This is a genomic window from Enteractinococcus fodinae, assembly GCF_031458395.1.
GTDB lineage: Bacteria > Actinomycetota > Actinomycetes > Actinomycetales > Micrococcaceae > Yaniella > Yaniella fodinae.
In genome coordinates, this window is record NZ_JAVDYJ010000001.1 from 311,911 (window position 1) to 331,554 (window position 19,644).

Below are 19,644 nucleotides of genomic sequence, written 5' to 3' on the forward strand. Positions count from 1 at the left end.
GCTCCAACCGGAAAAGCACGGCCACTTGAGCAGAGCTCTGCTCAAGTGGCCGTTGTCGTGCAAGCGTCCGGGTTTATGAACCGACAGCAGCGGTCCGGCCAGCCAGATGACCAAACACCAACCCCAGTGAGATGGTGCCACCAGCCCCGCCATAGAAGCCACCCAGAGGAGCCCCACCGGCATTCCCGGCGGCGAACAAGCCGGGGACCACGTCTCCGTTGGTGCTCAGCACGCGACCTTGGGCATCGGTCTTGGGTCCGCCCACGGTACCCAGTGCACTCGAGTGCACTTTGATCGCGTAGAACGGGCCCTTATTGATGGGTCCAAGCGTCGAGGACTGCGGGCTCTTCAATACCGGGCGCATAATCTTGGTCAGTGGCCCAACGATCATCGAACGCAGGGTGTCCGGATTGAGACGTCCGGCAACGAAACCGGCACCTTTGGACGCGATCGGACCGATGAGTTTGGCAATGGTAGCCCGTGCTTTGGCCGTGGCGGCTGGCGCCTGGGCATCTGGGGCAGCCTCACCCATGCGCGGGTTGAAGGCACCGAAGTACCGATCGAACAGCGTCTCACCGCGGTTGAACCACGGGTCACGACCTTGGACGGCTTCGGGGTTGAACTCATCTACCGTGCGCAACAGGCCGACTGGATCCACATCAATCTGCTCGGCAAGCTCGGACAGGCTATCGGCCTGATAAACGTATTCGGGCACGTCACCGCCCGGGGTCACACCAAACAGACCGAATTTCTCCCAGAAGTTCTGATCGAACACGAACCATGCCGGGTCGTTCGGCATGTCTCCGGTGGCCGGGTCGACCTGGCGCATTGCAGCACCGAATTTGTCATAGGACTCGGCTTCGTTCGTGAAGCGCTTGCCTGCGGCGTTGACGATAATGCTGTGCGGCAGTGAACGCTCACCCAGGAGCAGTCGGCTCAGCGGTTTGCCGTCCAAAGTTTCACCAGGGATCTGCACACCCGGCATCCACCAGGCGTCCTCCATCGAGGTCAGTTCAGCACCGATTTCGTCGGCCAGTTGTAGCGCGATGCCGTTGTGGCCGCGGGGCGAGACGTGGGTGCCCATTGGGGCGCCGAGATGTTGTGTGGTCTTGTCTTCAGCAGATTCGAAACCACCGCTGGCGATCAACACACCACGGGTCGTGCGAACCGAGTGTTCCTTGCCATCGTGTTCAACAGTCAGACCGGTGACGCGTGATCCTTCGGTGATCAGGCCGGTGGCGGGTGCCGAGACACGGACGTCGACGCCGTTGCGCAGGTTGGCTTCCAGCAGCGCGCCGACCAGTGCCGGGCCGGCAATCCACACATCATCACTGCTGACACCTCCGAGTAACCAGAAGGGCATGGGGTTCTTTGCCATGCCGGTGGTCAGTGCGGGACGGACAAACTGTGCGGCCTCGCCAAGACCGTCTGGGTTATAGGGCCCGGGGAACAACGCGCGACCCACGGAGGCGCCGGGGATATCTGACCGGTAATCGGGCCAGATCGCTGGGATCCAGCCGAAGTTCGTGTGTTCTTCGATGTAACGGGCGACTTTGGGCCCGTTGTGCAGGAAGGCCTCGACCATGTCGGGGTCGAGCTTTTGATCGCGATCTTCGGCGTAAATGTAGCGGCGAGCCTGATCTAAACTGTCGTGCACGCCAAGAGCTTTCTTCGCAAAGCCGTGTGCGGGGATCCAGGCCGCTCCGGCCGAGATCCCGGTGGCGCCACCGACAATGGGCATGGATTCGACAATCAGCACGCGGGCGCCTTCTTTTGCGGCGGTCAGGCCAGCCATGAGCCCGGCCCCGCCGGATCCGATGATCGCGAGATCGACCTCATCGGGTAACCCGCGTACGGTGACCGTCCCGATAGATCCTTGAGCTTGGTTTGTCATGCGTGCGCTCCTAACCTGCTTGCCTGAGATGCTGCAGGGGCAACCCACAAAGGTTTCACATCAGCGCTGCACCATCTCGGACCAAGCATATTTTGTTGCATTTCATGAGGTGCTCTATTTTCCAGGCTAACAACTCAATCGGTTGTGTGTGAAAAATTCGCCAGTTGGATAACGACGCACCGAACCTCAGGCTGCAGGTTCTTTCTGAAGTAGATCTTGGCGGAAGTGCGACACCGCAAACAGCCCGATGCCTAGTACGACGACGTGCAGCACCAGCGACAATCCCATCGCGACCGAGAATTCGAAGAACTGCAGGTTGATCTGCATCATCGCGCCCAGCGCGGCCGCACCAACCACGGCACCCACCTGGCGCGAGGTGTTATAGACACCCGAGCCGGCACCGACCAGTTCTGGCGGCAACTGGCGCATCGAAATCGCGGAGTTTGCCGACCAGCTCATCGCATTGGCTGCACCTTGGAACACCAATGGAATGGCCAGCCAGCCTACGGGGACCTCGGTGGCGATCAAGATGGCAAACAGCGCCATCGAGGTCATCATCGAAGTCAACCCGAACTTCGAGATCCGCCCGGGTGGGAGTCGGTCGGTGAGCCGACCCAACAGGGGAGCGCTGACCACGGAGACCGCAGCCATTGGCAGCATCAGTAAGCCTGCAGCCTGCGCGGATAGCCCTGCACCAAGCTGCAGATAGAGCATGATCGGCAGATTCATCGAGTACACCGCAAAGCCTAGGGTGGAGACGGAGATGGCGCCCCACCGGAAGTTATTGAACGAAAAGAGCTTCGGTGGCACCAGGGCATCCTGACCGCGCCGTTGTGCCCGGTGTTGCAACCAAATAAACACGGCGAGCGCGACCAGCCCGGCGGCCAGCACGCCGAATAACCACAGCGGCCAGCCGAGTTCTGGTCCCTGCTGCAGGGTCACGACAATCGCTAATACTGCGATCAGCGATAGGGCCGCGCTCGCAGGATCAATACGGGAAACCGCGGTGGGGAGTTTCGGAACCCACAGGGCCACCAGGATGAATGCGAGCAGGCCGAAGGGAATGTAGAGGAAGAAGACCGAACGCCAGCTAATCCACCCGACCAGCAGGCCACCGACCACCGGTCCGAAGAGGCCCGATGAGCTAGCAACCGCAGACCACACACCCATGGCCGCGCCGCGTTTGGTCGCCGGGAAGATCCGGTTAATGACACTCAGTGGTTGGGGGTTCAACAGCGATGCGCCCAATCCTTGAACGGCACGAGCGAAGATGAGCCATTCAATCGTGGGAGCGAATGCGCAGGCTGTGGCAGCCAGGGTGAAGACGGCCATGCCCACCAGGTAGACGTTGCGCTGTCCGAAGCGATCGCCTAGGCGGCCCGTGACCAATAATGGCACGGCAAAGGTCAGTAAGTAGATCGCTGAGACCCACACGGCCTGATTGACCGAGGCACCTAAGTCTTCGGTGATTTGTGGCAGCGCAACGGCAACCAGGGACTGATCCAACAACGTAATAAAGAGGCCCACACAGAGGGCGCCGAGGGCTTTCCACACTGTGGTCATGCTATGGCCGGGTGCCCGGTAGGTCAAAGTGCGATACCTATGGTCACCTAAGGTCAGACGCTGTTAGCGTTACTTACATCATGTGCCAATAAGAACACATCACCTTGAGGAGTTTGCCGTGGAAGGCCCAAACGCTCTGTTATTGGCGGTGATCGGCGTGGGTATCATGCTGGCCGGTTACTTCCTGTACTCAAAATATCTTTCAAAACGGGTGTTCAAGCTCAACGATGCGTATAAAACACCCGCCCATCAATTCAATGACGGCACCGATTACGTGCCGACCAATAGATTCGTGTTGTGGGGCCACCACTTCACCTCGGTCGCTGGCGCGGCCCCGATTGTTGGTCCGGCCATCGCCGTGATCTGGGGTTGGCTACCCGCCTTCCTCTGGGTGGTCTTTGGGACCGTTTTCTTCGCCGGGATGCACGACCTCGGCTCACTGTGGGCCTCAGCCCGCAACAAAGGCCAATCCCTAGGAACCCTCTCCGGCCGCTACATCGGTCCGCGCGGACGCAACCTATTTCTGGTGGTCATCTTCTTCCTGCTGATGATGGTCATCGCAGCCTTCGCCACCGTGACCTCGGGGCTGTTAGTCGATTCCCCAACCGCGGTCATCCCGACCTGGGGTGCACTCATTGTGGCACTGTTCGTCGGGCAGGCCATATACCGCTGGAACTGGAATCTGCCAATCGTGACCGTCGTCGGCGTGATCGCACTATTCATTCTGATTCCGCTGGGCGACCGCTTCCCACTGTCCTTCCCCGATGAACTGCTCGGACTGCCGCCAGCAACCTGGTGGATCATCATCCTCTTCGCCTACGGTGCGATCGCCTCCCTACTTCCCGTGTGGGTGCTGATGCAGCCGCGTGACTACATCAACGGCCTGCAACTGTTCATCGCGCTGGCCCTGCTATATGTCTCGGTAGCCATCGCCACCCCAACCGTGGTGGCCCCGGCCATCAACAACAACGTCCCGGCTGACACACCGTCGTTGATGCCGTTGCTGTTCGTGACCATTGCCTGTGGTGCGATCTCCGGATTCCACGGCACCGTATCCTCCGGCACGACTTCCAAACAGATCGACCGCGAAGGCGACGCACGCTTTGTGGGCTATTTCGGGGCAGTGGGCGAGGGCCTACTGGCACTGGGAACCATCCTGGTCACCACCGCAGCCTTCCGCACCGTGACCGAGTGGGAAGAAATGTACGACAGCTTCTCCAGTGGCGGGGTCGAAGTCTTTGTCGAAGCCGGCGGGACGATGGTGAACCAGGGGCTTGGCCTACCAGCTGGACTCAGCTCGACCATTCTGGCCACCATGGCGGTCCTGTTCGCCGCAACCACTATGGACACCGCGGTGCGACTGCAACGCTATATCGTCCAAGAAATCGGGCAGACCTTCAACGTCAAAATCGACATGTACACGGCCACGGCCATCGCCGTGGGGATCTGTATCGCGCTGACCTTCTCCGCCGGTGCCGACGGTTCCGGTGGTGTGCTGATCTGGCCACTGTTTGGTACTACGAACCAGCTGTTGGCAGCGCTGACACTGTCGATTGTGGCCGTGATGCTGATGCGCAGACGGCGCCCGTTCCTGCCGGTGCTCATCCCAGCGGTGTTCGTCATCTTCGTGTCGATCTACGCGCTGATTGTCCAGCTGGGCCAGTTCTACAACGACGGCAACTGGCTGCTGCTGGTACTCGATATCATCGTGCTGATCGCCGCCGTCTGGGTGCTCATCGAAGCAGCACTGGCCATGGTTCGTACCAGACACCAGGAGCCAGACCCCGAAGACGAGGAAGCGCTAACCGAAGAAGAACTCCTGCCAGCCGGTACCCCTAGGAAATAGTCGACGATGAGCAGTTGGTGGCACCGCTTCAGCGCTGGGTTACGCGAGTTCTACATCGCGCCCTACCGGCGCACCTTCGCGAGGGCCAAACGCGACGAAGAGGACCTGTTTATGATGCTGGTCCTGTCCGAAGCCCTCGGCGTGCCCAACCCGGCCTCCGGGGTCACGCTAGAACTCCTACCCGAAATGCTGGACCGCATGCACGAATGGCACACCCGCCAGGGCCTGGACCATTCACCCATCGAAGGGTTCAAATGTTGCTAGAGAAAGCGTGTACATGCTGCTGAAGCTTGCCACCGACCGCAAAGTGCTATTTTTAGGCGGTAAGGGCGGTGTCGGCAAAACCGTCACCGCCTCCGCCACGGCACTGCACCAGGCCCAAACCGGGCGCAACGTTCTACTGGTCTCCACTGACCCAGCCCATAACCTGGGCCACCTATGGGAACAACCCGTCGGAGACGACCCCGTTGAACTATTCCGTACCAACGACGGGGCAGGCTCGGTCCACGGGATCGAAATCGACCCGCAACGCACCATCGATCGATACCTGGCAGAAGTCGGCCAAACCCTGCGCGACTTCATGCCGGAACACCTTCACCCGCAGGTCACCAAACACCTGGAGCTCGCCGCCCAAACCCCGGGCACACACGAATCTGCAATGCTCGAGCGGATTGCGTTGACCGTTGAAGACGGTCTGCAACACTACGATTTGGTCGTCTTCGATACCGCACCAACCGGGCACACCGCCAGACTGATGGCCTTACCGGAGATCATGACGTTCTGGACCGAAGGGCTGCTGAACCGGCGCACCAAAGCCGAAAAATTTGGCGCAGCGATCCGTTCCCTCGATGGAGATGACGACCCGCAGTCGGCCAGCGGTGAGAACCGAGACCGGCGCATCCGGCAAATGCTCTTGCGACGCAAAACCCGCTTCGAGACCATGCGCAATGTGCTGACTGACAAGAAACTCACCAGCTTTGTGATCGTGTTGATCCCGGAACGGGTGCCAGTGTTGGAAACCATCGAGCTCTACGACAATCTCCGCAAAACCGGAATCGACGTGGGCGGTTTTGTCATCAACCGCGTTTCACCGAACGATGCCGGGGAGTTTCTCGCAGACCGGCGTGAGCGCGAAGAACACCACATGGCCGGGTTACGCACCCAACTACCAAAAGTCGACGTGGACATTGTGCCATTGATGCTGCGTGACCTGGTGGGCACAGACGCGCTGATGGAACTGGCCGAGCAACTGTCATGACGCCGCGAGCTCTTTGCGAACTGTCTGATGACGATGATCGAGACGCGCAGCGCGGCTGGCACGCAGTCCATTGAGGATGACCAACACTTCGGCACCCTCATGAACCAGCACCACTGCGGCTAGTCCCAGCACACCGGTAATCGCCAGTGGCAAGAGCACTGCAATAATAGCCAGGGACAACACAATATTCTGGGTGATGATGCGGCGGGACCTCCGTGCATGGTGCAGGGCCGTCGGAATCAGTCGCAGATCCTCGCCGGTGAACGCGACATCTGCGGATTCAATGGCAGCATCGGCCCCTTTAGCCCCCATGGCGATCCCAACATCCGCAGAGGCCAAAGCGGGGGCATCGTTGATGCCGTCACCGATCATCGCTACTGCACCACGCTCGCGCAGTGCAGTTACTGCCTTGGCCTTGCCGTCCGGGCGAAGGCCAGCTTGCACGTCGCTCATGCCGGCCTCGGCGGCCAAGGCGCTCGCGGTCCGAGTGTTGTCTCCGGTCAGCATGGTCGTACCGAAGCCAGCATCGCTCAGATCACGGATAACACCGGCGGCTTCTGGCCGCAGTTCGTCGCGAACCCCGATCGCGCCAATGGGCTTGTCATTGCGATGGACCATGACCACGGTTATGCCGCGCTCTTCTAATGCGCCCACTTGCTCCGTTAACATACCTGGGCTGAGCCAAATTGGACTACCGACAGCGACTCCATCGCCGTTAAGCACACCGGTCATGCCCTGCCCGGCGGTTTCACGCACGTAAAGGGCTGTCGGCGGATTGCTTGCTGCAGCAGTGATTGCTGCTGCTAGCGGGTGGTTACTGTGGGCCTCGAGTGCTGCTGCGTGTTGGATTACCTCGGCTTGGGTCGTATCTCCAACGGTCAGCACTTCCGTGACGCTAGGTTCGTTTCGGGTCAACGTGCCAGTCTTATCCCACGCTAAATGGCGGATTTCGCCCAGTCGTTCAAAGGCTGCTCCGGACTTAATGACGACACCGAATTTGCTGGCCGCCCCGATTCCCGAAATGACCGTAACGGGCACTGAGATAGCCAGAGCGCACGGTGATGCCGCGACTAATACCACTAAGGACCGTTCAATCCACACAGTTGGATCGCCGAACAACGATCCAACAACGGCGACCAAGACCGCCAAGATCAACACTCCCGGCACTAACGGGCGGGCCAAGCGGTCAGCAATTCGAGCACGTTCGCCTTTGTCATGCTGCGCCTGTTCGACGAGCGCCACCACCGTGGTCAGAGAGTTGTCAGTCCCGGCAGCGGTGGTTTCCACCTCAAGAACGCCGGAGGTGTTGATCGAGCCGGCCAGTACTTCGTCACCGGGTTTGACCGCGACCGGGATGGACTCGCCAGTGATGGCCGAAACGTCAAGACTACTCGTGCCTTCGCGTACCACCCCATCGGTTGCCAACCGTTCGCCGGCGGACAGGCGAAGTACTTGCCCTGGGACCAGGGATTCTGCAGCAACGCTGCGGGGTGTTCCGTGCTCCACGACGGTTGCTGTGGGTGGAATAAGCGCCAGCAGCGAGCGCAGACCAGACCGAGCTTTATCCATCGCCCGGTCTTCGAGTGCCTCGACAATGGAATATAGAAATGCTAGCGCTGCTGCCTCTTCGAGGAATCCCAGAACGACAGCGCCCAAAGCACTGATCGTCATCAGTAAGCTAATGCCTAAACGGCCCGAGCGGAACAGTCCGCGAAGTGCCCCGGGCACAAACTGGGAGGCTCCGAAGAGTAGAGAGAGCCAGAACAATGCCTCGGCGATAACTTCTGTACCTGAGGTGAACCATTCGAAGAGTAATCCGAGGAGCAAAGCCAGACCAGAGGCGGCTGGAAGGAGCATACTTCGATCTTGCCACCAGGGCGTGTGCTGTTCAGATTCAATAGTTGATGCTGATGTCTCGCATCCGCATGCCGATGTCATCTCGTCCCCTTCTGATACTTGAACGCAGCCGTTCCGTAAACATTACAACGGTTGCTCCCACCCGCCTCCCTGATGATGCGCTAGCAAGTCGATAGCGGGCGCGTCACGGGGTAGGGTTTCCAGGGTGTGTGAGCATTCCCATGCGGGCATAATCAACCTTGGCCGATCGTAGGTGAAGCCAGGTGACAAGCGAGCGCACTCCGGCGTCAGCTCGGACCCGCTCGAGACTTCGTTCGATCGCCATGGGGGTACTGCCCCGTACGGTGAGCACGGCATCGAAGCGACCGATACAGGCAGCGGCGAATTCGATCCCATCGATCGTGATGAGGCGTTCCAGCGTGGTGCGAGAATCCTCGTGCAGGGTCACGCCGACACCGGCAGACACCTGGTTACTACCACTTCCGCGCTGCTGTACTACGACTATCTGAGCGATTCGAGCATCCAGGAGACGCTGTACGCGGTTTCGCACAGCAGACGGTGATTTTCCGGTCTTCTCCGCGAGCGCCTTCCAGCCCATGCGCCCGTCGTCGATGAGAGCCGAGAGTAATTGTCGATCTACCTGATCGACCCCGATATCGGCATGCTGCTCGTGTTCGACGTTCCCCTGAATGATCTCCGTATAGAGCACGGTGTTGCATCGCACCACGGTTGGGTGGGCGCGCAGCTGGTCGAGTTCTCTCTGGAGCTCACGGTGGGTGCTTACGCGCAGTTCGGCCACGACATCATACTCCCCGGCGGTGATCGAAACGAGCACACAGCTATCCCACTCCACCAACATTCTGGTGATTTCTTCGGTAGGCCCGCTCGTAGAAATAGAAACGTGCGCGATCACGCTGAGCCCGAGGAATCCAGGATGCACCGCCGCGACCACGCGGATCAAATCGTGTGAGGTCAGATAGCGCAGTCGTTCGGAGACTGCTGCGCGTGGAACATAGAGACGTTGCGCTAGCGAAACAATGCTGACCCGCGGGTCCTGACGGAGTTCTTCAACTAAACGTTCGTCGATATCTTCCCAAGACACGATTCTCCCCTCAAAACGAGTTGTCACCAATTCTGAACACTTCGATCGTCAAGCGCGAGAAAATGGTTTAGTGGCTGAGCTTTTGTTCAATATCTCAGCATAAGCGTGGTTTCATCATACGACTACGATGCATCTGCTTCACCATGTGCCTCAGGTCACTGTATAGTTCAAGACACTTCGAGGCCACCTCAGCATATCTAGCATTTGGTGACGCACGACTATGAGAAAGGTGAGGGACATGAGCGAGACTCCTAAAGCCAATGGCAGTCCCCAACGACAGACATTTAGCCACCGACGCGCCCTTCGGGCCGGTTCGGCGTCCTTTGTTGGTACATCGATCGAATTCTATGACTTCTACATTTTTGCCACCGCTGCGGCAATCGTTTTCGGTCCGCTCTTCTTCCCCGAAGCCGATCCCATTTTGGGCGTGCTGTTCTCCTTTGCCACCTACGCCGTTGGCTTCCTGTTTCGTCCTATCGGAGGCATCATCTTCGGGCACGTCGGCGATAAGTATGGTCGCCGCCGCTCGCTCATTATCACGCTCCTGCTCATGGGTGGAGCTACCGTAGCGGTAGGTCTCCTGCCGACCTATGAAACGGCGGGCGCGTTGGCCCCCGTGCTGCTCGTGATCCTGCGTGCCGCGCAAGGTATAGCGGTCGGAGGAGAATGGGGCGGTGCGGTCCTCATGGCTACTGAAAACGCGCCAGAAAAGTTCAAAGGCTTTTACGGCGCCTTCCCCCAGATGGGCAACCCTATGGGCGCGCTCCTGGCATCAGGTATCTTCGCGCTGCTGACAATCAATGGCACCGAATTCCTCCTCAACGGGGGATGGCGAATCCCATTCCTCCTCTCTGTCGTGCTCATTGGCGTAGCCTTCTGGGTTCGGTTCCGTGTCGAAGAAACCCCGGTATTTCAGCAAGATATTGCTGACGCTAGCGACAACCCCTTGAACCACGAACTCCCGCTCAAAGTAGCGCTGCGTCAAAACTGGAAGGCGATCCTGCTGGGCATGGGCTTGATCCCCGTATCCACCGGCGGGTACTACCTCGTGACGACATTCGCCACCTCCTACGCCACCGAGCCTGCCTTCGGGGTGAATATGGATGCCAATTTATTCTTGAATATCCTTTCCATCGCGGCGTTAGCTGAGCTCATTTCATCGCTGTTCATTGGTCTCGTCGCTGATCGTATTGGCCGCAAACGCACGATGTTTATCGCTCTTGTTTCCACATCGCTACTCATCGCGCCCATGTTCCTCACCATGGATCCCAGTAATGCATTACTGATGTTCATCTTGTTCGCCGTCTTCCGTGTGCTCATGAACGGCACATGGGTACCGATGGCATCCATCATGTCCCAGATGTTCAACGCCGAAGCACGTCAAACAAGCCTCTCGTTCTCCTACAATCTCGGTAACGCCATCTTCGCCGGTTTTTCGCCGGTGGTAGCGACCGCACTGTTCAACTGGACCGGAAACATCTGGAGCGTCATTGTCCTGTATATCGCCTTCGCGGTCCTGAGCATGATTTGTCTGAGCTTGGCGCCACAGATTCGCGACCACGTTTTTGACACCGATGACGAGGAAAACGGGGCTACGGCATCCGTGACTTCGAAAACAACGTAGACCGACTAACGCTAAAATTTCCGGCGCCGGAATGATGACGAAAAGTGAGAGGAAAATACCCTGATGCGCCCACTGGCAACGTTTGATCACCAAGATTCGCCTCCGGTGATCGTGACAGCTTCACAGATCCGCACGGTTGAGGATCACACACCTGTGGCGGAGAGTATGCTGATCCACCGAGGCCGGATCTTGGCGGTGGGAACCCTCGCCGAAGTCGAACAAGTTGCCACGGAGGCAGATCTCAAACCCCAGCGCGCTGACTTCGACGGTGCGACCATCGTGCCAGGGTTTGTGGACGCACACGCGCACCCGCTGATGTACGGTCAGTTACTTACCTGGGTTGACGTATCACCGCAGCGTGCCAGTACGATCCCAGAAATCATTGAACTCCTCCGCGAAGCCGAAAAGACGATGCCCCCGGGTGTGCCCCTGCGAGGCTTCGGGTATGAGCAAGGCAACCTCGCTGAACAGCGTCACCCCACCCGCTTCGAACTGGATCAGGTGGCGACAGACCGCGAGGTCTACATCATGAACGCTTCTGGCCACGGGGGTGTCGTGAACTCGTATACCTTCGAGGTGCACGGGGTAACTAAGGACACGCCTAACCCTCTCGGCGGAGAGTTCTTCAAAGACGATGCTGGAGAACTCACCGGCGAGCTCTCCGATGCTGCCTGCAACGTGTTGACTGGTCTCCACGGAGTCAAGGTAGGACACCACGGCCCAAACTTCCATCTCGGCGACGAACCGGCCGAACACCAGCGGCAGATGGAGCTGGTCCAAAAAGAATTCCTCGCCGGGGGAGTGACCACGATCGGCGATGCTCAGGTATCGAAACGCGAGCTCGAAACATATCTCCGGTTCGCCAGCTCAGGGCAGCAGCGTGTGCGAGTTTCGATGTATTTCCTCTCGCACTTATTAGACCAAGTTATTGACCTGGGTCTGACCAGTCCATTTGGTAATGCCAAGCTAGCGACTGCTGGGATTAAACTCTATGCTGATGGCACCCTGGGGGGCTGGACTGCGTACTTCCCGGAAGGGTATATGAGTGACCCGTGTCGTGTCGGGCAGCGCTACCATGAGCCCGAAGAATTCAACGAGCTCATCAGACGCGCCCATGCCGCAGGTTTGCAGACCGCAACGCACGCACAGTCACCCACTGCAATCAACATGGTGGTTGACGCGATCGAAGCAGCCCTGGCAGAGCACCCAAACACCGCAGCACGTCACCGCATTGAACACTGTGGGCTCCCGAGTCCCGAAGACATCCAGCGTATGGCCACCCTGGGCATCCGCCCGGTGAACCAAACACAGCACTACTTCAACTGGGGAGAAAGCGTCGAGCAGGCCATCGGCACTCCCGGGGAGCGCTTCAACCCGCTGGGCGAATTCGAAGCTGCCGGGGTTCCCATCACTATCTCTTCGGATGCCCCGGTTGCTGAGCCACGCCCGTTGGAAGCCATCCAAGCTGCCGTCACGCGGATCACCCGCAGAGGTGCGAAGCTGGGCGACGATTGTCTACGAATTTCTGCTGAGGCGGCATTGCGCGCACATACGCTTGAAGGAGCAGTCTCCATCGGTCGGGAACACGAGCTCGGTTCGCTAGAGGTCGGCAAACGGGCAGATTTCGTGGTGCTGGGGGGCGATCCCGTGACCACTGATCCGGAAGCGATTCGTGACATCCCGGTCCTGGAGACTTGGATTGATGGGGAACCAGCCACACCGTAAGCGCCGCGTTCAAGAAGACTAGCTAGGGAGATCACAACGTATGGAGACCACGAAAAAGCCGACAACTGGCTGGTGGGTACTCGAAACCCTGAACAACTATGGTGTCGACACGATTTTCGGCATACCTGGTACACATAATCTGGAGTTCTATCGTCCGCTGCGCCACCTCGGCATTCGTGCGGTGACCTCCCGTCACGAACAGGGAGCCGGCTATGGCGCTGACGGGTGGTCGCTGCAGACAGGTCTGCCAGGCGTAGTTATCACCACCAGCGGCCCCGGGCTGTTGAACGCGCTCTCAGCTGCCGCAACTGCTTTTGCCGAGTCCCGACCCATGATCATCCTTGCGCCGGGGCCGGCCACCGGACAAGAGTTCGCCGACGTCGGTTCGTTGCACGAAACAAAAGACCAGCTATCGGCGGCACAGGCCGTGGTCGCATGGGGTCGACGCGTGGCCAGTGCTGAAGAAGCCGTTCAAGCCGTGCATGATGCATTCAAGTTATTCGCAACCGGACGTCCGCGCCCGGTCTACATTGAGGTACCCCTCGATGTCCTGGAGGCTGAAACAAACATTTCAGCTGAGTTGCTGCAACCTATTCCGACCCCGACTCTGGCGCCCGTGGACCATGAAACAGCCGCAGAGGCAGCCCGGCTACTCGACGAGGCGAAGAATCCGGTGATCCTAGCCGGTGGTGGCGCTCGGGCAGCGGCTGATTGCATCCTCGAACTGGCGGAACGGCTTGAAGCCCCCGTCGTGACCACCACCAACGGAAAAGGTATTCTGGACGAGCACCACCGGCTTGCACTGGGAGCCAATTTACGTCTCGCGGCAGTCCGAAACATCGCCAAGACCGCAGATGTTCTGCTTGTCGTAGGTTCAAAGCTTGGCGAGGCAGACCTCTGGGTCGATGCCCTCGAGGCCGAGGGTAAAGTCATCCGGATCGACCGCCTTGAATCCCAGATCAACAAGAATCAACACGCCCACCTCGGCCTCGTCGGTGAAGCCAGTGAAGCAGTCCAGCAGATTCTTGCACAGCTGCCGAACCGGGACCGCACACCAGCCGTCGATGTTCAGGCCGCCCTGGAGGCGATGGTAGCCGAAAGCCGCGAGCTCGATGCAAAAAACACAGCTCTTGGTACCGCACTGGCCGACGCCCTGCCAAAAGACGTCATCATGTCGACCGACTCATCGATGATCGCCTACTGGGGCCTGCTCAATATGCTCAAGACCCAGAAACCGAACTCGACGCCCTATATGGCCACCTATGCAACGCTCGGCTATGGCCTGCCCGCTGCAATCGGCGCCAAAATCGGCGCACCCGAACGCCCAGTGGTCGCAGTGCTTGGTGACGGCGCCCTGATGTTCTCGGTTCAGGAGTTCATGACAGCCGTGGAACAAGACCTCGACCTCACGGTCATCGTGGTGAATAACGGCGGGTATGCGGAAATCAAAAATAATGAAGCCGATGTCGGGATCGCGCCGATCTCCGTTGACCTGGCACAACCTGACTGGCCAGCCCTAGTGCAGGCTTTTGGCGGTGCCGGTATCAGCGTCACGGAGCTGTCGGAACTTCCAGCAGCCGTTGATACCGCGGTGGCAAGCGGCGGTTTGCAACTCATCCATGTCCCCTTCGAGCTCGTAGACAAGGTCTAAACATATGACATCCCCTCTTGGAGCCCCTGACGCTTCGAAGGCCCCACGCTATGCGGGCCTGTCAACGTTCGCACGACTACCCCGAATCGAAGATGTCCCCACCACCGATATCGCTATTGTCGGGGTGCCCTTCGATTCAGGCGTGAGCTATCGGCCGGGAGCACGGTTTGGTCCAGAACATGTGCGTGCATCCAGCCGCCTGCTGCGGCCGTACAATCCGGCTCAGGATTTCGCCGGGTGGGACGCAGTACAGGTCGCAGATGCTGGAGATATAGCCGCGAATCCTTATGACCTCGCCGAAGCGGTCGATCAGATCTATGAAGGTATCCATGAGCTTCGCGCGAGAACCAAGCGCGTTATTACCGTTGGTGGCGACCACACCATCGCGTATCCCAGCCTGAAGGAAGTCAGCGAACGGCATGGTCCGGTCGCGGTCCTGCATTTCGATGCCCACCTGGACACCTGGGACACCTATTTCGGCCAACCCCTGACCCATGGCACGCCTTTCAGACGGGCCTCAGAAGATGGTTTCATCGACAAAACTGCCTCGATGCACGTAGGCATCCGAGGCCCGCTCTACGGTAAAGAGGACCTCGAGGATGATAACCGGCTCGGCTTCGCCATTGTCACCAGCGAGTACATCGAGGAAGAGGGCGTAGCCGCGGCAATCGACCGTGTACGCGAACGGATCGGAGACAAGCCACTGTATATCTCGGTGGACATCGATATACTCGACCCGGCTCACGCACCCGGCACCGGAACGCCAGAGGCAGGTGGACTCACCAGTCGAGAACTGTTGCGCATGCTGCGAGCGCTGACCGATCTGAATATCGTAGGCGCCGATGTCGTCGAGGTGGCCCCTGCCTATGACCACGCGCAAATCACGGGGGTAGCCGCCGCGCATGTCGTCTACGAACTTATGACTGCGATGGCACAGGGTCTGGTACGAGACAACGAAGTATGAGCGACATGAAACCTGTTGCAGTCTATACGGAAAGCTCCGACACCGACTTGACTGACGGTATCGCACTGCTGGAACAAGCCGGGTTTGAAGTACGAGTGCTAGACACTCGCGACAGCGCCCAGATCGTGACACATGCTGGAGACGCCGACGTGCTCCTGGCTGGTTATGCGTCGATCACTCGCGACATGTTCGAACAGTTACCGAAGCTGAAACTCGTCGCGCTGATGTCCATGGGCACCGACACCGTGGACGTAGCAGCGGCAACTGATCACGGTGTTTGGGTCACGAACGTGCCGGGGGCAGCGACCGAAGAGGTGGCAACTCATGCGCTCGCATTGATACTGCACTGGGCACGTCAACTGGATTACTACACCGAAACATCGGTCGCGGATGTTGAAACCTGGAACTCCCGCGCCGCAGTGGCACCATGGCGGTTGAGCGAACAGACGCTGGGCATAATCGGGCTGGGCAGGATTGGGCTGAAGCTCGCCGAACTCGCCAAACCCCTGTTCGGCAGGACACTGGGATATGATCCGTTGCTGCCTGATACCGATGAGGTGCGCGCAATGCTCACCGAACACGGCATCGAACGCGTCAGCCTCGAGACCGCCCGGCAGCATTCCAACGTCCTATCGCTCCATATGCCGCTTACTCATGAAACAGACCGCCTCATCGATGCTGCATTCATCGCTGAGATGCCCGACCGTGCCCTCATTGTGAATGTCTCGCGTGGTGCACTGCTCGATTCTGCTGCCGTTGCTCAAGCGGTTTGTTCAGGGCAGTTGGCTGGAGCCGCTGTCGATGTACTCGATGTCGAACCACCACCAGCAGACCATCCGTTGCTGGGGGTCGAAGGTGTCGTGGTGACCCCGCACGTTGCGTACTTCTCAGAACGAACAGCAGCAGAATACGTTCGCATTCAAGCCCAGAATGCCGTGACGTTCCACGAATCTGGAAAACCTATTTCCTCGGTTAACACCATCAGCCAAGCCTGACGGAAACATTTGTCACAACCCATCAATGTACAGAGGTAGAACAACATGAAAACATTCGTTGCTGAGGCCAAACGCACGGCACAAGCATGGGTCGATGAAAATCTAGACAGACTGCTGGATTGGCACACCCATATCTGGGAGCTGGCCGAACCTGCGTGGCGTGAGTACCGTTCCCAACAATGGTATGTTGAACGGCTTCGGGAAGAAGGCTTCGTCGTCGAGGACGGCTCAGCCGGCATGCCAACGGCCTTTTGCGCCACGTGGTCCAATGGTGACGGACCGACACTGCTCACCTATGCCGAATACGATGCGGTGCCAGGAAATAGCCAGGCTGCTGTTACCAGTCAGCAACCCCATGAGGGAACCTCGAGCTTCGCACCAGGCCACACTGACCCCCATTCCGCACTCGGGATCTCTACGCTGGCCGGTATCCTCGCTGCCAAGCATGCCATGATCGAACATGACATCGCCGGCACCATCCGATACACCGGTGAACCAGCAGAGAAGATGCATGGGTCAAAGATCGTTCATGGGCTGCGCGGTTACTATGACAATGTGGATGGGATCGTCTCATTTCACCCCTTCTACATGCTGCCGCTGTGTAACACGGCCCGGTGGGACACCCAATGCGGTGCCTACTACAGCAAGGTCTATACCTTTACCTGCGACAGTGCCGAAACCTGGCAGATCTCCAGTGCCGACCCGAATTCGCCAATTCCCGCTTCGCATTCAGCCGCTCGGGCTCCGGGCGCGAATGTTGCGCTCATGCAGATGTACACGTCGGCCCGCGTCATGCAAGATGCGATGCTGCCCGCCACCGGCGGTTGGAGTTTCTCCGATGCGATTCTCACTGACGGACAAGCTACCGCTGATAATCTGCCGCAACGCGTGGCACGCATTCAGTTCTCTTGGCGCACCCCCGACATTGAGATGGCAGAACACGTGCTGGCGGTCCTTGACCGAAATGCGGAGCATGCGGCAGCTATGGCGCACTGTGAGGTCGACGACCGGTGGATCGCCCGCAGCCGTCCGGGACGCACCAACCATGTCATGGCCGAGGTCTTGTACGAAAACCTAGCGTCAGTGGGGGCCCCGCAGTATGGTCCCGAGGCTGTGGCCATCGCACAAGACATCCAGCGAAACCTTGGTCTTCCCCCGAGCGAGAAGCCCTTTCTTGCCGAAACCGAACAGCTCATCGAGCCGGTCGAGGCCGAGCGGCAGTTGCGTGAGTCCATGCCGGCCTGGCAGCGGAACTGGACAAGTGACGATTACGTGGAGATGTCGCACTACGCGCCCTTGGTGCGCTTCTATGTCTCCCGCCCAGCATTGCAACCTGTGCCAGGCGCGGGACCATACCCTGCCTGGGTGATGAACGCATTGGGCGGCATCCCCGAAACCATCGCTCCGACCATTGAAGTTGCGGGCAAGACTGTCGCGACGACATTCCTCGACCTGTTCACCAACCCTGAACGGCTCGCGGAGGCGAAAGCTGAGTTCGATCGTCGGGCTCAGGAAGATCCTATGCCGGCGCTTCTGCCGGCCGATTTTGAGCCGCCGATCGACCTGCCCTGGCCCGAATACCGATAGTCAATGGTATCTCCGGCGTCAAGACGCTTTTGACCCAATATGACCATGCTCTCCACTGCAACAGGACTATGACATTATGAGTTACCCCATCGAGTCGAATGCACCATCAGTAACAGGGTTCCGCACTCAAGACCCACGTACCAACGAAGTCCTAGAGGTCTTTGATTACCTCAGTGATGAACAAGTGAGCGCGGCGCTCGCCGCAGCTCAGGAGGCGTCCACGCACTGGAAGACGCGAAGCGTAGCAGACCGGGCTGACATTGCGTATCGCGTAGCTGACCTGATTCATGAACGGCGTGCAGAACTCGCCCAGATTGCCGCGATAGAAATAGGCAAAGCGGTAGATCAAGTTGACGCGGAGCTGCAAGAATGCGTTGACATTTGTCGTTATTACGCAGAGCACGGCCCACGGTTCGCAGCCGAAGAAATACTCTCCGATGACAAGAACCGTCGCGCGGTATTACAGCGTCGACCGCTGGGTGTCCTGTTGGGCATCATGCCCTGGAACTTCCCCTACTACCAGGTTGCACGCTTTGTCGCGCCGAATCTGGTGCTCGGCAACTCCATCGTATTGAAACACGCTGAGACGTGTCCGCGTTCCGCTCTGGCGCTGGAACAGGTTTTTCTGGACGGGGGAGTGCCCGAAGGTGTGTACCAGAACATGTTTGTCACTCACGGTCAGATTGAAAAGATTATCGCCGATGACCGGATCCAGGGAGTCTCACTCACCGGTTCCGAACGGGCTGGAGCTGCCGTTGCGGCTACGGCGGGGAGCTACCTCAAAAAGGTTGTGCTTGAGTTAGGTGGTTCGGATGCCCATATCTATCTTTCGGCGGCTGACATTCGAGCCGCTGCCCGGCAGGCGGTCGATCAGCGCATGGATAATATGGGCCAGGCGTGCACCTCGAATAAACGGCTCCTCGTGCACGAAGGGTTTTACGACGAGTTCGTTGACGAAGCGGTCCAGTATGTTTCGAGTCTCGAACAGGGTGACCCCCTCCAGCCTCGTCAAGGAACTTACTATCCGCTGTCTTCAGAAGCAGCCGCTGATAACCTCATCCAGCAACTTCAGCGGGCTGTTGATCAAGGCGCGACTTTGTTGACCGGGGGTGAGCGCTTGAACGCCCCAGGGGCCTGGGTCCGGCCTGCGGTGCTCACCGATGTCACGGAGAGCATGGATGCCTATCGGGAAGAATTTTTCGGACCGGTTGTCACCATTTACAAGATCCGTAATGAGGAAGACGCGGTCACCATGGCCAATGATTCGCCCTTTGGTCTGGCGGGGGCGGTCTTCTCTGAGGACCGTACACAAGCAGAACGAGTCGCCCAGCAGCTCGATGTCGGCATGAGCCACGTCAATATTGGCGGGTCCGAAGCCGCGGATATGCCATTTGGGGGCGTAAAGCATTCGGGGTTTGGCCGTGAGTTGGGGCCTCTCGGTATGGATGAATTCGTCAATAAGCGGTTGTACTATATCAACAAAACATAATGGTAAGTCCCCGACGGGACCACTACTGGGGTGAAGGAGCTGCCAGCCGTGCTCAACGGAACGGCTGGCAGCTAACTCGGTTATCTATT

14 protein-coding genes are annotated in these 19,644 nt (G+C 58.8%); 10 read left to right on the forward strand and 4 right to left on the reverse strand.

Going from position 1 to position 19,644, the window contains the following annotated elements; translation table 11 throughout:
- Positions 1 to 73: 73 nt before the first annotated feature.
- On the reverse strand, positions 74 to 1,894 hold the full coding sequence (locus J2S62_RS01450; RefSeq protein ID WP_310170455.1) for an FAD-dependent oxidoreductase: 1,821 nt from the start codon (positions 1,892 to 1,894) through the stop codon (positions 74 to 76).
- Between the two features lie 186 nt (positions 1,895 to 2,080).
- Positions 2,081 to 3,448 carry a DHA2 family efflux MFS transporter permease subunit gene (locus J2S62_RS01455; RefSeq protein WP_310170458.1) on the reverse strand — a complete coding sequence of 456 codons (1,368 nt, stop codon included), beginning with the start codon at positions 3,446 to 3,448 and terminating at the stop codon, positions 2,081 to 2,083.
- Between the two features lie 127 nt (positions 3,449 to 3,575).
- On the opposite strand from J2S62_RS01455, the gene J2S62_RS01460 reads away from it, so the two are divergent.
- Genes J2S62_RS01460 through J2S62_RS01470 form a run of 3 tightly spaced genes read left to right on the forward strand, consistent with a single transcriptional unit; the run spans position 3,576 to position 6,561 of the window.
- Complete coding sequence (locus J2S62_RS01460) at positions 3,576 to 5,303, forward strand: carbon starvation CstA family protein (protein WP_310170461.1); 1,728 nt, start codon at positions 3,576 to 3,578, stop codon at positions 5,301 to 5,303.
- Between the two features lie 6 nt (positions 5,304 to 5,309).
- Positions 5,310 to 5,567: a cory-CC-star protein gene (locus J2S62_RS01465; protein WP_310170464.1), complete on the forward strand. Its 258-nt coding sequence runs from the start codon at positions 5,310 to 5,312 to the stop codon at positions 5,565 to 5,567.
- A gap of 13 nt (positions 5,568 to 5,580) precedes the next feature.
- Positions 5,581 to 6,561: an ArsA family ATPase gene (locus J2S62_RS01470; RefSeq protein WP_310170466.1), complete on the forward strand. Its 981-nt coding sequence runs from the start codon at positions 5,581 to 5,583 to the stop codon at positions 6,559 to 6,561.
- On the opposite strand, the gene J2S62_RS01475 is transcribed toward J2S62_RS01470, so the two are convergent.
- Positions 6,556 to 8,499, reverse strand: a complete 1,944-nt coding sequence (locus tag J2S62_RS01475; RefSeq protein WP_310170469.1) for a heavy metal translocating P-type ATPase — start codon at positions 8,497 to 8,499, stop codon at positions 6,556 to 6,558. The genes J2S62_RS01470 and J2S62_RS01475 overlap by 6 nt on opposite strands.
- Positions 8,500 to 8,602: 103 nt before the next feature.
- Positions 8,603 to 9,520 (reverse strand): Lrp/AsnC family transcriptional regulator, encoded by a 918-nt coding sequence (locus J2S62_RS01480; RefSeq protein ID WP_310170471.1) that lies wholly within the window; start codon positions 9,518 to 9,520, stop codon positions 8,603 to 8,605.
- A gap of 238 nt (positions 9,521 to 9,758) precedes the next feature.
- Here J2S62_RS01480 and J2S62_RS01485 point away from each other — a divergent pair, with 238 nt between their 5' ends.
- The 7 genes from J2S62_RS01485 (at position 9,759) to J2S62_RS01515 (ending at position 19,555) form a co-directional block, all read left to right on the forward strand.
- Positions 9,759 to 11,144, forward strand: coding sequence for an MFS transporter (locus J2S62_RS01485; protein ID WP_310170475.1), 1,386 nt, complete (start codon positions 9,759 to 9,761; stop codon positions 11,142 to 11,144).
- Positions 11,145 to 11,207: 63 nt separating this feature from the next.
- On the forward strand, positions 11,208 to 12,869 hold the full coding sequence (locus J2S62_RS01490; protein WP_310170477.1) for an amidohydrolase: 1,662 nt from the start codon (positions 11,208 to 11,210) through the stop codon (positions 12,867 to 12,869).
- Positions 12,870 to 12,909: 40 nt separating this feature from the next.
- Positions 12,910 to 14,520 (forward strand): thiamine pyrophosphate-binding protein, encoded by a 1,611-nt coding sequence (locus J2S62_RS01495; protein WP_310170481.1) that lies wholly within the window; start codon positions 12,910 to 12,912, stop codon positions 14,518 to 14,520.
- Between the two features lie 4 nt (positions 14,521 to 14,524).
- A complete protein-coding gene (speB, locus tag J2S62_RS01500) occupies positions 14,525 to 15,484 on the forward strand; it encodes an agmatinase (RefSeq protein ID WP_310170483.1) in 960 nt (319 codons plus the stop codon).
- 5 nt (positions 15,485 to 15,489) lie between these two features.
- On the forward strand, positions 15,490 to 16,479 hold the full coding sequence (locus J2S62_RS01505) for a C-terminal binding protein (RefSeq protein WP_310170485.1): 990 nt from the start codon (positions 15,490 to 15,492) through the stop codon (positions 16,477 to 16,479).
- Between the two features lie 45 nt (positions 16,480 to 16,524).
- Positions 16,525 to 18,066 carry a zinc-binding metallopeptidase family protein gene (locus J2S62_RS01510; RefSeq protein ID WP_310170487.1) on the forward strand — a complete coding sequence of 514 codons (1,542 nt, stop codon included), beginning with the start codon at positions 16,525 to 16,527 and terminating at the stop codon, positions 18,064 to 18,066.
- Positions 18,067 to 18,142: 76 nt separating this feature from the next.
- The gene (locus J2S62_RS01515) at positions 18,143 to 19,555 is read left to right on the forward strand and encodes an aldehyde dehydrogenase family protein (protein WP_310170489.1); all 1,413 of its coding nucleotides are present in this window, start codon (positions 18,143 to 18,145) and stop codon (positions 19,553 to 19,555) included.
- Positions 19,556 to 19,644: the final 89 nt, after the last annotated feature.

Excerpts from the sequence above, each read along its gene's own strand:
- J2S62_RS01450 (WP_310170455.1), bottom strand. The coding sequence starts at position 1,894 with ATGACAAACCAAGCTCAAGGATCTATCGGGACGGTCACCGTACGCGGG.
- J2S62_RS01465 (WP_310170464.1), top strand. The coding sequence starts at position 5,310 with ATGAGCAGTTGGTGGCACCGCTTCAGCGCTGGGTTACGCGAGTTCTAC.
- J2S62_RS01470 (WP_310170466.1), top strand. The coding sequence starts at position 5,581 with ATGCTGCTGAAGCTTGCCACCGACCGCAAAGTGCTATTTTTAGGCGGT.
- J2S62_RS01475 (WP_310170469.1), bottom strand. The coding sequence starts at position 8,499 with ATGACATCGGCATGCGGATGCGAGACATCAGCATCAACTATTGAATCT.
- J2S62_RS01485 (WP_310170475.1), top strand. The coding sequence starts at position 9,759 with ATGAGCGAGACTCCTAAAGCCAATGGCAGTCCCCAACGACAGACATTT.
- J2S62_RS01490 (WP_310170477.1), top strand. The coding sequence starts at position 11,208 with ATGCGCCCACTGGCAACGTTTGATCACCAAGATTCGCCTCCGGTGATC.
- J2S62_RS01495 (WP_310170481.1), top strand. The coding sequence starts at position 12,910 with ATGGAGACCACGAAAAAGCCGACAACTGGCTGGTGGGTACTCGAAACC.
- speB (WP_310170483.1), top strand. The coding sequence starts at position 14,525 with ATGACATCCCCTCTTGGAGCCCCTGACGCTTCGAAGGCCCCACGCTAT.
- J2S62_RS01505 (WP_310170485.1), top strand. The coding sequence starts at position 15,490 with ATGAAACCTGTTGCAGTCTATACGGAAAGCTCCGACACCGACTTGACT.
- J2S62_RS01510 (WP_310170487.1), top strand. The coding sequence starts at position 16,525 with ATGAAAACATTCGTTGCTGAGGCCAAACGCACGGCACAAGCATGGGTC.
- J2S62_RS01515 (WP_310170489.1), top strand. The coding sequence starts at position 18,143 with ATGAGTTACCCCATCGAGTCGAATGCACCATCAGTAACAGGGTTCCGC.